The organism is Streptomyces sp. NPDC056361 (assembly GCF_042262805.1).
Lineage (GTDB): Bacteria > Actinomycetota > Actinomycetes > Streptomycetales > Streptomycetaceae > Streptomyces.
The window spans coordinates 1-11,339 of the sequence record NZ_JBHJQI010000199.1 but is presented as its reverse complement, the minus strand read 5'-3'; the positions used below and the strand labels follow the sequence as shown (position 1 = coordinate 11,339).

Annotated in this window: 13 protein-coding genes; 8 read left to right on the top strand and 5 right to left on the bottom strand. The window is 70.7% G+C overall.

Annotated elements, in window-relative coordinates:
* Positions 1 to 72: 72 nt before the first annotated feature.
* Complete coding sequence (locus tag ACFCY7_RS37260) at positions 73 to 861, bottom strand: transglycosylase SLT domain-containing protein (protein WP_376490518.1); 789 nt, start codon at positions 859 to 861, stop codon at positions 73 to 75.
* 438 nt (positions 862 to 1,299) lie between these two features.
* Here ACFCY7_RS37260 and ACFCY7_RS37255 point away from each other — a divergent pair, with 438 nt between their 5' ends.
* The 3 genes from ACFCY7_RS37255 to ACFCY7_RS37245 all read left to right on the top strand — a co-directional run bounded on the left by ACFCY7_RS37255 (position 1,300) and on the right by ACFCY7_RS37245 (position 3,481).
* A complete protein-coding gene (locus ACFCY7_RS37255; RefSeq protein WP_376490517.1) occupies positions 1,300 to 2,445 on the top strand; it encodes a GAF domain-containing sensor histidine kinase in 1,146 nt (381 codons plus the stop codon).
* Complete coding sequence (locus ACFCY7_RS37250) at positions 2,438 to 3,082, top strand: response regulator (RefSeq protein ID WP_376490516.1); 645 nt, start codon at positions 2,438 to 2,440, stop codon at positions 3,080 to 3,082. The genes ACFCY7_RS37255 and ACFCY7_RS37250 overlap by 8 nt, the downstream gene beginning before the upstream one ends.
* 153 nt (positions 3,083 to 3,235) lie before the next feature.
* Entirely contained in the window at positions 3,236 to 3,481 is a 246-nt protein-coding gene (locus ACFCY7_RS37245) for a chaplin (RefSeq protein WP_376490515.1), read from the top strand.
* Positions 3,482 to 3,973: 492 nt separating this feature from the next.
* On the opposite strand, the gene ACFCY7_RS37240 is transcribed toward ACFCY7_RS37245, so the two are convergent.
* Positions 3,974 to 4,765: a hypothetical protein gene (locus ACFCY7_RS37240; RefSeq protein WP_376490514.1), complete on the bottom strand. Its 792-nt coding sequence runs from the start codon at positions 4,763 to 4,765 to the stop codon at positions 3,974 to 3,976.
* A 136-nt stretch (positions 4,766 to 4,901) separates the two neighbouring features.
* Between ACFCY7_RS37240 and ACFCY7_RS37235 the strand changes: the two genes are divergently transcribed.
* From ACFCY7_RS37235 to ACFCY7_RS37220, 4 genes are all read left to right on the top strand, one after another.
* Positions 4,902 to 5,699 (top strand): ABC transporter ATP-binding protein, encoded by a 798-nt coding sequence (locus ACFCY7_RS37235; RefSeq protein ID WP_376490513.1) that lies wholly within the window; start codon positions 4,902 to 4,904, stop codon positions 5,697 to 5,699.
* 76 nt (positions 5,700 to 5,775) lie between these two features.
* Entirely contained in the window at positions 5,776 to 6,204 is a 429-nt protein-coding gene (locus ACFCY7_RS37230) for an NfeD family protein (RefSeq protein ID WP_376490512.1), read from the top strand.
* A gap of 93 nt (positions 6,205 to 6,297) precedes the next feature.
* Entirely contained in the window at positions 6,298 to 7,239 is a 942-nt protein-coding gene (locus ACFCY7_RS37225) for an SPFH domain-containing protein (protein WP_376490511.1), read from the top strand.
* Positions 7,240 to 7,331: 92 nt separating this feature from the next.
* The gene (locus ACFCY7_RS37220) at positions 7,332 to 8,105 is read left to right on the top strand and encodes a sulfite exporter TauE/SafE family protein (protein WP_376490510.1); all 774 of its coding nucleotides are present in this window, start codon (positions 7,332 to 7,334) and stop codon (positions 8,103 to 8,105) included.
* A 92-nt stretch (positions 8,106 to 8,197) separates the two neighbouring features.
* Here the strand turns inward: ACFCY7_RS37220 and ACFCY7_RS37215 are convergent, their stop codons facing one another.
* The 3 genes from ACFCY7_RS37215 to ACFCY7_RS37205 form a co-directional block, all read right to left on the bottom strand.
* Entirely contained in the window at positions 8,198 to 8,704 is a 507-nt protein-coding gene (locus ACFCY7_RS37215) for an HNH endonuclease (RefSeq protein WP_376490509.1), read from the bottom strand.
* 164 nt (positions 8,705 to 8,868) lie between these two features.
* On the bottom strand, positions 8,869 to 9,408 hold the full coding sequence (locus ACFCY7_RS37210) for a YbhB/YbcL family Raf kinase inhibitor-like protein (protein ID WP_376490508.1): 540 nt from the start codon (positions 9,406 to 9,408) through the stop codon (positions 8,869 to 8,871).
* A gap of 63 nt (positions 9,409 to 9,471) precedes the next feature.
* A complete protein-coding gene (locus tag ACFCY7_RS37205) occupies positions 9,472 to 10,254 on the bottom strand; it encodes a sporulation protein (RefSeq protein WP_376490507.1) in 783 nt (260 codons plus the stop codon).
* Positions 10,255 to 10,333: 79 nt separating this feature from the next.
* Here ACFCY7_RS37205 and ACFCY7_RS37200 point away from each other — a divergent pair, with 79 nt between their 5' ends.
* The gene (locus ACFCY7_RS37200; RefSeq protein WP_376490506.1) at positions 10,334 to 10,996 is read left to right on the top strand and encodes a DNA-3-methyladenine glycosylase; all 663 of its coding nucleotides are present in this window, start codon (positions 10,334 to 10,336) and stop codon (positions 10,994 to 10,996) included.
* Positions 10,997 to 11,339 lie beyond the last annotated feature (343 nt).

Sequence of the window (11,339 nt, the reverse complement as noted above, 5' to 3'; positions counted from 1 at the left end):
CCCCCACAGTGGGGGTGCCGCCCTCGGGCGTACGGGAGCCGTACGGGAGGCGTACGGCGGCGCGACAGCGGATCAGTACGCGCTGTTGACGTTGTCGATCGAGCCGTAGCGGTCGGCGGCGTAGTTGGCCGCGGCGACGATGTTGGCGACCGGGTCGTACTGGTCGAACGCGGTGCCGGGCACGTGGTAGGCCTTGAAGGTCGGGTAGATGACCTGGAGGAGGCCCTTGGACGGGATGCCGTTGATGGCGTTGATGTCCCAGTTGTTGATGGCGCGCGGGTTGCCGCTGGACTCGCGCATGATGTTCTTGTGCAGGCCGTTGTAGCTGCCCGGAATGTTGTGCTTGTCCATGATGAACAGCGCCTCGCGGATCCAACCGTCGAGGTTGTTCGCGAAGACGGGGGTGCGGGCGACGGAACGGCTCGCGGCCGTCTTCGCCGCGGCACGCTTCTTCGCGGCGGCCTTGGCGTCCGCCTTGGCCTTCGCGGCCGCCTTCGCCTTCGCGTCGGCCTTGGCCTTCGCCGCGGCCTTGGCCTTGGCGTCCGCCTTCGCCTTGGCGGCGGCCTTCGCCTTCGCCGCGGCCTTGGCCTTCGCCTCGGCCTCCTGCTTGGCCTTCAGGCCGACGGTGCTCTGCTGCTCGCTGACGCTGGCGGCCAGCGCCTTCGCCTGCGGGCTGGCGGCGTCGTACGACCAGGCGACCTGCTGCGTGCCCGACAGGGCCTGCGGCTCGGTCTCGGTGGAGCCGTTGCCGGGCACCAGGGAGAGGGTGAGCGCTGCGGCGCCCAGAGCGGCGACGCCGGCGATCGTGGCCTTGTGGGTCTTCTTCAGACCACGACTGTGGCCAGGGGTGTTCGCAGACATGCAGAAACCTCTTCGAATCGCTGGGGGTCGCTCCGCCGGGGCGGTGCTGCTTCGCCTTGCTCGACGGCGACGAGGGCAATTCTTAGCGGCCGCAAAATCTCGTGGCAAAGGTGTGACGTACGATCCCGGGTAGTGGATCAGGGGCCCGTGTGCCGGCCACCGACACCCCTCCCGGGCCAGCCCCTACGCCCCTGCCAGCACCTCTCGCCTCCACTAGGCGGCTTCGTAAGTGATGTGGGTCCTATGCCCGGCCTCACATCGGCCCCGTAACAACCTCACCAGGCGTTGCGCCAGCAATGCACACGGTGAGTACCCGTCCCTCCTGGGGACGAGAGCCCCTCCCGGGGCCTCCCCGGCCCTACGACCTAGGTCCCCCGGTCCCTCCCACGCCGTCCCCGGACGGATACGGACGGTCATGCCCCGCCGTACGGTGAACACATGAGCCATCGACCGAGCTCCGGCCTGGCCGCCGTGAGCACCGCCCTCCTCGCGATGAGTCGCCACCTGGAGGTCCGCGACGTCCTCAAGACGATCGTCGCCTCCGCCCGCGAGCTGCTCGACGCCGAGTACGCGGCCCTGGGCGTCCCCGACGACCACGGCGGCTTCGCCCAGTTCGTGGTCGACGGGGTCAGCGAGGAGCAGTGGAAGGCGATCGGCCCCCTGCCCCGGCAGCACGGCATCCTCGCCGCCATGCTCCAGAAGGCCGAGACCGAACGGCTCGCCGACGTCCGCCTCGACCCCCGCTTCGAGGGCTGGCCGGCCGCCCACCCCGAGATGTCCGACTTCCTCGGCCTGCCCGTCCGGGACGGCGACGAGATCCTGGGCGCCCTCTTCCTCGCCAACAAGCGCTGCGCCAAGGAGAGCGGCGGCTGCGGCTTCACCGCCGAGGACGAGGAACTCCTGTCGATCCTCGCCCAGCACGCCGCCATCGCCCTCACCAACGCCCGCCTGTACGAGCGCAGCCGCGAGCTCACCATCGCCGAGGAGCGCTCCCGCCTCGCCCACGAGCTGCACGACGCCGTCAGCCAGAAGCTCTTCTCGCTCCGGCTGACCGCCCAGGCCGCCGCCGCCCTCGTCGACCGCGACCCGGCCCGCGCCAAGGGCGAGCTCCAGCAGGTCGCCGCGCTCGCCGCCGAAGCCGCCGACGAACTGCGCGCCGCCGTCGTCGAGCTCCGCCCCGCGGCCCTCGACGAGGACGGCCTCGTCCACACCCTCCGTACCCAGATACAGGTCCTCGACCGCGCCCACACCGCCCGGGTCACCTTCGACGGCCAGGCCGCCCGGGCCCTGCCGGCCGCCCAGGAGGAGGCCGTGCTCCGGGTCGCCCAGGAGGCCCTGCACAACGCCCTGCGGCACGCCGACGCCGCCCACGTCACCGTCACCCTCGCCCGCAGCGGCCAGGGCGCCCGGCTCACCGTCACCGACGACGGCAGGGGCTTCGACCCGCGTACGGTCCGCAAGGCCGGCCGCCACCTCGGGCTGGTCTCCATGCGGGACCGGGCGAGCGGCGTCGGCGGAGCGCTCACCGTGACCTCCGCCGCCGGCGAGGGCACCACGATCGAGATGGAGGTTCCCGGTGGCTGACCGGCCGATCCGAGTCCTGCTGGTCGACGACCACCAGGTCGTCCGCCGCGGCCTGCGCACCTTCCTGGAGGTGCAGGACGACATCGAGGTGGTGGGGGAGGCCTCCGACGGCGCCGAGGGCGTCGCCCGCGCCGAGGAGCTCCGCCCCGACGTCGTCCTCATGGACGTGAAGATGCCCGGCACGGACGGCATCGAGGCGCTCAAGCGGCTCCGCGAGCTCGCCAACCCCGCCAGGGTCCTCGTCGTCACCAGCTTCACCGAGCAGCGCACGGTCGTCCCCGCGCTCCGCGCCGGTGCCTTCGGCTACGTATACAAGGACATCGACCCCGACGCCCTGGCCGGCGCGATCCGCTCCGTCCACGCCGGGCACGTCCTGCTCCAGCCCGAGGTCGCCGGCGCGCTCCTCGCCCAGGACGACTCACCGGGGGGTACGGGGCGGGGCACCACCCTCACGGAGCGGGAGCGCGAGGTCCTCGGGCTCATCGCGGACGGCCGCTCCAACCGCGAGATCGCCCGCGCCCTCGTCCTCTCCGAGAAGACGGTCAAGACCCACGTCTCGAACATCCTCATGAAGCTCGACCTCGCGGACCGCACCCAGGCCGCCCTCTGGGCCGTGCGCCACGGTCTCACCGACTGACGCGCCCCCCTTACGCGCCGGGCGCACGACCGTTCAGTACTTCATACCGTCGTGTGTATATCCCCCGTTCGGCGCAACCCGACGGGGGCTACGGCGTTCTCCAAGGCGTGCTGCGGCGGACCTGCCGCAGCGATGACCAGGAGGATGTACCAAGTGAAGAACCTCAAGAAGGCCGCTGCCCTCACCATGGTCGCCGGTGGCATCGTCGCCGCCGGTGCCGGCGTCGCCTCCGCCCACGGCGGTGCCGACGCCACGGGCAAGGCCCTCAACTCTCCCGGCGTCGCCTCCGGCAACCTGGTGCAGGTCCCCGTCCACGTCCCCGTGAACGTCTCCGGCAACACGATCAACGTGATCGGCCTGCTCAACCCCGCCTTCGGCAACACCGCCCTCAACGGCTGACCCCCCACACCCCCGGCCCCCGGACCACCCCCCGGGGGCCGCCGCCATCCCCCACACCCCCGGCTCCCCGTCGCAGGCATCCGTTCCACTGGGACGGCGCCCACCCTGGCTCCCGCCCCCGCCCGTTGTGGGCAATCGTTCCTCCCCCAGACTTCGTCCGGGGGGACCCCCAGGGCGGAACGGGTGGGCACAACGGACGGCGCCCCTTGCCGGGCCTAGGCTTCCGCGCCTGAACCCGCACCGGGTGCGCGGCTCACATGGGGTGCGGGTAGGTGCAGGGGGGCGGAGGCGCCGCCGAGGGCGCCGTCCCGTGTGCCCACCCGTCCCGCCCTGCGGGACGATTGCCCACACGGGCAGCAGGCGCAGGCCCACGACGGCAGCGGGCACCGCCCCATACGCCAGCGGGCGCAGGCCTACACACCAAGGGGCGCAGGCCACAACGCCAGTGGGCACCGCCCCACACGGCCGGCAGGCGACGGACACGCCCCCGGCTCAGACCCCCCGCTCCCGCTCCCGCTCCTCCACATACGCGTTGTACGCCGCCACCTGCGCCCTCCGCGCCACCCTCTCCACCGGCCGCAACGCCTCCCCCCGCGCCGCGATCTCCGACGCGCTCACCGCCCCCCCGTGCCCGTGGCCGTACGCCAGGTTCACCAGCAGACCGATCCGCTGCGCCAGCTCCAGGACCCGCACCGCACGTGGCGGATAGCCGGGCGCCAGCACCTCGCGCCCGACCTCCGCCCGCGCCCGGTACGCCTCGCGCGCCGCCTCCGCCGCGGGCCCGGAGGCCGCCACGTCCAGCCGGGTCAGCACTGCCGTCGCGTCCCGCAGGGCCTCCGCCAGCTCCCGCTCGGCCTCGCCGAGCGAGGGCACGTCCGCGGGCGGGGCCTCCCGTACCGCCAGACACCGCCAGAGGACCTCCACGTGCACGTCGCCCGCCGGGCCGGCCTCGGAGACCTCCGGCACGAGCCCGTACGGCGCGCCGAAGCCCACCGCGGCCTCCTCGGCCTCCAACGCGCGCGCGTTGAAGTCGGGCGGGCCGCTGAGCCCGAGCGGATGCCCCGGGGCGGGCAGCGCCACCCGCCACCCGGTGACCCCGAGCCGCCGCAACCGGCCGAGCGCCAGCGTCAGCCCCACCGGCCCCGCCTCACCGGGCAGCCCCTCCACGCGGTGCACCGCGTCCTCCCCGACAATGGCCAGCGCCGCGTCGTCCGGCGACACCGCCCCGGCCAGCAGGGCGTTGCCCCAGGCGGCCAGGCGTCCTGAACGTGGTTCCGAAAGCATCCCCCCAGACTAAGGACTCTAAGGACGCCCTACGGACCGGTCCGCTCCGTCGATAACGTAGGTTTTCCCCTGGACGCCGCGCCCATCGGCGCAAGGCGATTGACACGACTCGACCGCAAGGGGAGACAACGCGCTCATGAGCGATGTACTGGAGCTGGTGGACGTATCCGTGGTCCGCGACGGACGGGCTCTGGTGGACGAGGTCTCCTGGTCGGTCAAGGAGGGCGAGCGCTGGGTGATCCTCGGACCCAACGGCGCCGGCAAGACGACCCTTCTGAACATCGCCTCCAGCTACCTCTTCCCCACCAAGGGCACCGCCCGGATCCTGGACGAGCAGCTCGGCGGCGTCGGCACCGACGTCTTCGAGCTCCGCCCCCGCATCGGCATGGCCGGCATCGCGATGGCGGAGAAGCTCCCCAAGCGCCAGACCGTCCTCCAGACGGTGCTGACCGCGGCGTACGGCATGACCGCCACCTGGCACGAGGACTACGACCCGGTCGACGAGGACCGCGCCAAGGCCTTCCTCGACCGGCTCGGCATGAACGAGTACCTGGACCGCAAGTTCGGCACCCTCTCCGAGGGCGAGCGCAAGCGCACCCTGATCGCCCGCGCGATGATGACCGACCCCGAGCTCCTCCTCCTGGACGAGCCCGCCGCCGGTCTCGACCTGGGCGGGCGCGAGGACCTGGTCCGCCGCCTCGGCCGCCTCGCCCGCGACCCGTACGCCCCCTCCATGATCATGGTGACCCACCACGTCGAGGAGATCGCCCCGGGCTTCACCCACGTCCTGATGATCCGTCAGGGCAAGGTCCTCGCGGCCGGCCCCGTGGAGACCGAGCTGACCTCCCGCAACCTCTCGCGCTGCTTCGGCCTGCCGCTCGTCGTCGAGCGCGTCGGCGACCGCTGGACCGCGCACGGCCTGCCCCTGAAGTAGCCGTACGGAGCGCCGGCGTCCCGCACAGCCGCCCGCGCCCTGTCCCGGAGAGCCCCACCCGCCCTACCATGACCATGTGGACATCGACGCATGGGTCTGGTGGCTGATCGGCGCGGTGGGGCTCGGCATTCCGCTGGTCCTGACCGCGATGCCGGAGTTCGGCATGCTGTCCGTGGGGGCGGTCGCGGGGGCGGTGACAGCGGCCCTCGGCTTCGGCATCGTCCCGCAGGTGCTCGTCTTCGTCGTCGTCTCGGTGGCGCTCATCGCGGTGGTGCGCCCGATCGCCGCCCGCCATCGCGACGGCAGACCCGAACTCGCCACCGGCATCGACGCCCTGAAGGGCCGTCAGGCCGTCGTTCTGGAACGGGTGGACAGCGGCGGAGGCCGCATCAAGCTCGCCGGCGAGGTCTGGTCCGCCCGTACGCTCGACACCGGACAGAGCTTCGAACCGGGCGAACAGGTCGACGTCATCGAGATCGACGGGGCAACAGCCGTCGTCATGTGACCGAACCTCACCCATGACGCTACGCCATCTGGGAAACTTGATCACGCAAGGCCACCCGGCAGTCAACCGGCAGCGAAGGACACGGGGAACACGATGTCAGCAGTCATCATCGTCCTGATCATTCTGGTGGTGCTCGTCTTCATCGCCCTGATCAAGACGATCCAGGTCATCCCGCAGGCGAGTGCGGCGATCGTGGAGCGCTTCGGCCGCTACACGCGCACCCTCAACGCCGGGTTGAACATCGTCGTCCCGTTCATCGACTCGATCCGCAACCGGATCGACCTCCGCGAACAGGTCGTCCCGTTCCCGCCGCAGCCGGTGATCACCCAGGACAACCTGGTCGTCAACATCGACACGGTCATCTACTACCAGGTCACCGACGCCCGCGCCGCGACGTACGAGGTCGCCAGCTACATCCAGGCGATCGAGCAGCTCACCGTCACCACCCTGCGCAACATCATCGGCGGCATGGACCTGGAGCGGACGCTCACCTCCCGCGAGGAGATCAACGCGGCCCTGCGCGGCGTCCTCGACGAGGCCACCGGCAAGTGGGGCATCCGCGTCAACCGCGTCGAGCTGAAGGCGATCGAGCCGCCGACCTCCATCCAGGACTCGATGGAGAAGCAGATGCGCGCCGAGCGCGACAAGCGCGCCGCGATCCTCACCGCCGAGGGCACCCGCCAGTCCGCGATCCTCACCGCCGAGGGCGAGAAGCAGTCGGCGATCCTCCGCGCCGAGGGCGAGTCCAAGGCCGCCGCGCTGCGCGCCGAGGGCGAGGCCCAGGCCGTCCGCACGGTCTTCGAGGCCATCCACGCCGGCGACCCCGACCAGAAGCTCCTGTCGTACCAGTACCTCCAGATGCTCCCGAAGATCGCCGAAGGCGACGCCAACAAGCTCTGGATCGTGCCCAGTGAGATCGGCGACGCCCTCAAGGGCCTCTCCGGCGCCCTCGGCAACGCGAGCGGCGGCGTCCCCGGCTTCAACGTCAAGGGCGACGTACCGTCCGCGCGGCGAGACGAACCGCCGGTTGACTGACACGTACACGTAATCCTCGGGCATGATCGGTGCGAGCCCCTCGACCCTGACGACCTCAGGGCGGGGAGGCGAGCCACTGACCATGTAAGGAGATGGCGTTGTCCATCTGGGAAGCACTGGCGGTCTTCGCCGCCGGCATCGGCGCCGGCACCATCAACACCATCGTCGGATCGGGCACGCTGATCACGTTCCCCGTCCTCCTCGCGACCGGACTCCCGCCGATCACCGCGAACGTCTCCAACGCCCTCGGCCTCGTACCCGGTTCCATCAGCGGGGCCATCGGCTACCGCCGCGAGCTCAAGGGACAGAAGTCCCGCATCCTCCGCCTCGGGGCCGTCGCCCTCCTCGGCGGACTCATCGGCGCGGTCCTGCTCCTCGCCCTGCCGTCCGAGGCCTTCGACGCGATCGTCCCCGTCCTCATCGGCCTCGCGCTCGTCCTGGTCCTCTTCCAGCCCCGCATCTCCGCAGCGGTGAAGCGCCGCCGCGAGCAGACCGGCACCGAGGCGGACCCCGACGGCGGCCCCGTCCTCCTCGTCGGCCTCCTCCTCGCCAGCATGTACGGCGGCTACTTCGGCGCCGCGCAGGGAGTGCTCTACCTCTCCCTCATGGGCCTGCTGCTCCACGACACCCTGCAGCGCATCAACGCCGTCAAGAACATCCTCGGCGCCCTCGTCAACGGCGTCGCGGCCGTCTTCTTCCTCTTCGTCGCCGACTTCGACTGGACCGCCGTCCTCCTCATCGCCGTCGGCTCCACCCTCGGCGGCCAGATCGGCGCCAAGGTCGGACGGAGACTGCCCCCCTCGGTCCTGCGCGGCGTCATCATCGCGGTCGGCATCGTCGCGATCCTCCAACTGACGCTCAAGTAGCCCCCGCGCCCGACCCCGCACGCCGAACGACGGAAGGGCCCGCCTCCCCACCGGGGGAGACGGGCCCTTCCGTACGACTGCGGATCACCCGGCTACGCTGCCGAGTTCGCCAGCCACGCCGGGAGCTCCGACCGCTCGCTCGCCCGCATCGCGAGCAGCATCGCGTCCGCCGGCGTCGGCTCGAACGGCTGGTGGAGCAGCGGCATCCCGGCCTGCTCCGGCGTCCGGTCGGCCTTGCGGTGGTTGTCCTCCGCACACGAGGCGACCGTATTCAGCCAGCTGTCCCCACCGCCCTGCGCCCGCGGCACGACATGGTCGACCGTCGTCGCCCTCCGCCCGCAGTACGCGCACCGGTGCTGGTCCCTGACCAGCACCCCCCTCCTCGACCACGGGGCCTGTCTTCGGAACGGCACCCGGACATAGCGGCACAACCTGATCACCCGCGGCACCGGCAGGTCGACGGCGGCACCTCGCACCCGGAGATCGGGATGGGCCTGCTCGACGACGGCCTTGTCCTGCAGGACGAGCACCACCGCACGGTTGAGCGTGACCGTCGAAAGCGGCTCGAAGCTCGCGTTGAGTACCAGTGTGTCCCGCATGTTGCCCACCTCCCGTGTGCCGGCCCCAGCCCCGCTATGGGGCTTCGGGCTTGGATCAACGATGGCCGGGCCGGCCGGGTCGGACAACGGAATTTCTCGCGAAACAAAAGGTGCCCGCTTCTGATCTCTCCAAGACCAGAAGCGGGCAAACAACAAACGAACGATCAGACCGCCGCGGGAGCCGCGTACTCACCGACCAACTGGGCACGCCCCAGCGTGTGGAAACGCAGATTGAAGCCGATCGCCGCCGGCGACGCGTCGGAGTCGGGCCCGAGCTTCTCGGCGTCCACCGCGTACACCGTGAACACATAACGGTGCGCCGGATCCCCGGCCGGGGGAGCGGCGCCGCCGAACTCCTTCGAGCCGTAGTCGTTCCGCACGTGCACGGCACCCGCCGGCAGCCCCTCGAACGACCCCGACCCCGCACCGACGGGCAGCTCCGTCACCGACACCGGGACGTCGAACAGCACCCAGTGCCAGAACCCGCTCCCCGTCGGGGCGTCCGGGTCGAAGCAGGTCACGGCGAAGCTCTTCGTCTCCGCCGGGAACCCCTCCCAGCGAAGGTGCGGCGAGGTGTTCCCCGCCGCGTACACCTGAGCGTCCTTCAGCACCCCGCCCGGCACGACGTCGTCGCTCACCACGGTGAACGCCGCCACCGGCGGATGGAAGTCGTGCGGGAGCGGCGCCCTCTTGCCCTCGGACACGTCGAATCCTCCGAATCGCCTGTTGCTACTGCCTCGGCAGCTGTCCGGCCGAGGCTGCCGAGACTAGAGCCAGTTACGACGTCCGCCGACCTCGGCGAGCCACTGGTTCAGATACGCCGCCCAGTCGGTGGTGTGGAAGTCGTGCAGCCCCACCTTGAACGCGCGGAACGAGTCGCTGCCCTCACCGAACAGACCCGGCTTCTTGTCCATCTCCAGGACGACGTCCATCTCGCGGTCGTCGGCGACGAAGCTGACCTCGACCTGGTTCAGCCCCCGGTACTGCTGCGGCGCGAAGAACTCGATCTCCTGGTAGAACGGCAGCCGCTGACGCGTCCCCCGGATCTGCCCGCGCTCCATGTCCGCGCTCTTGAACCGGAAGCCCAGCTGGAGGAAGGCGTCCAGGATCGCCTGCTGCGCCGGCAGCGGGTGCACGTTGATCGGGTCCAGGTCACCCGAGTCCACGGCACGGGCGATCTCCAGCTCGGTCGTCACACCGATGTTCATCCCGCGCAGCTGCTGCCCGGAGACCGACGTGATGGGCGTCTCCCACGGGATCTCCAGACCGAACGGCACCACGTGCACCGCCCCGGCCTTCACCTCGAAGGCCCCGCCCAGACGCACCTTGACGAACTCGATGTCCTGCTTGTGCTCCTGGTCGCCGCCCTCGACCTCGACACGCGCCTGCAGCCCGATCGACAGCCCCTCGATCTGCTGGTCGACACTGCCGCCCTGGATCCGCACCTCACCCTGGACGACCCCACCCGGGACCACGTTCTCCTCGGTGAGCACCGTCTCCACGCTGGCCCCACCGGCACCGAGGCTCGCGAGCAGCTTCTTGAATCCCATGACTTCCACTCCTTCTCAGGTCCTGACCCCTACATACGCGCGACGACCGTAGCCGGTTCCCCTACTACGCTCGGGCGCCATGAGCGAGAGCCCCGACCGTACGCCGCTCCCGCGGACCTTCTTCGACCGACCCGTTCTGGACGTGGCCCCCGACCTCCTCGGCCGCACACTCGTCCGCAACACGGAGGAAGGACGCATCGAGCTGCGCCTCACGGAGGTCGAGGCGTACGCCGGCGCCATCGACCCCGGCTCGCACGCCTTCCGCGGCCGCACCGCACGCAACGCCGTCATGTTCGGCCCGCCCGGTCACGCGTACGTCTACTTCACCTACGGCATGTGGCACTGCCTGAACCTGGTGTGCGGCCCCGAGGGCCAGGCGAGTGGTGTCCTGCTGCGCGCGGGTGAACTTCTCCGCGGCGCCGACCAGGCCCGGCCCCGCCGCCGCTCGGCCCGCTCCGACCACGAGCTCGCCAAGGGACCGGCCCGCCTGGCCACGGCCCTCGACGTCGCCCTCTCCCTCAACGGCACCGACGTCTGCGCAGGCCCGGACGCCCCTCTCGCCCTCCTCACCGGCACCCCACCGCCCCCGGCCCGCGTCCGCACCGGCCCCCGCACGGGCGTCGGCGGCGACGGCGCCCCCCACCCCTGGCGCTTCTGGCTCACCGACGACCCCACGGTCAGCCCCTACCGCCCCCACACCCCCCGCAAGCGCCGCCTTGACTCTGCCCACCCAAGCGACTAACGTGGCCCGAGCCGCTGGAACAGGACCTGCTTGTTCAGGTGCCCCGCAGCGGCCATCCACTACTCAAGATGACACCCCGATCGGGGTTCATTTCGGCATTCCGAAATTCGTTTCGAATGACTCGATTATGAGCCTCCACGGAAATCAGCTAACGTAGTGACCACGCCGAAAGGCCCCCGGAGCGAATAGCGAAAGGGACCGGAAAGCACCGAGGAAATCGGATCGAAAAGATCTGATAGAGTCGGAAACGAAGGAAGCGCCCGGAGGGCCTGGAAACAGGAACGAAGGAAGCGTCCGCACCTTGAGAACTCAACAGCGTGCCAAAAATCAACGCCAGATTAGT

Bases quoted from the DNA above. Each gene is read 5' to 3' on its own strand.
- ACFCY7_RS37260 (WP_376490518.1), bottom strand. From the start codon at position 861: ATGTCTGCGAACACCCCTGGCCACAGTCGTGGTCTGAAGAAGACCCAC.
- ACFCY7_RS37255 (WP_376490517.1), top strand. From the start codon at position 1,300: ATGAGCCATCGACCGAGCTCCGGCCTGGCCGCCGTGAGCACCGCCCTC.
- ACFCY7_RS37240 (WP_376490514.1), bottom strand. From the start codon at position 4,765: ATGCTTTCGGAACCACGTTCAGGACGCCTGGCCGCCTGGGGCAACGCC.
- ACFCY7_RS37235 (WP_376490513.1), top strand. From the start codon at position 4,902: ATGAGCGATGTACTGGAGCTGGTGGACGTATCCGTGGTCCGCGACGGA.
- ACFCY7_RS37225 (WP_376490511.1), top strand. From the start codon at position 6,298: ATGTCAGCAGTCATCATCGTCCTGATCATTCTGGTGGTGCTCGTCTTC.
- ACFCY7_RS37220 (WP_376490510.1), top strand. From the start codon at position 7,332: ATGGCGTTGTCCATCTGGGAAGCACTGGCGGTCTTCGCCGCCGGCATC.
- ACFCY7_RS37215 (WP_376490509.1), bottom strand. From the start codon at position 8,704: ATGCGGGACACACTGGTACTCAACGCGAGCTTCGAGCCGCTTTCGACG.
- ACFCY7_RS37205 (WP_376490507.1), bottom strand. From the start codon at position 10,254: ATGGGATTCAAGAAGCTGCTCGCGAGCCTCGGTGCCGGTGGGGCCAGC.
- ACFCY7_RS37200 (WP_376490506.1), top strand. From the start codon at position 10,334: ATGAGCGAGAGCCCCGACCGTACGCCGCTCCCGCGGACCTTCTTCGAC.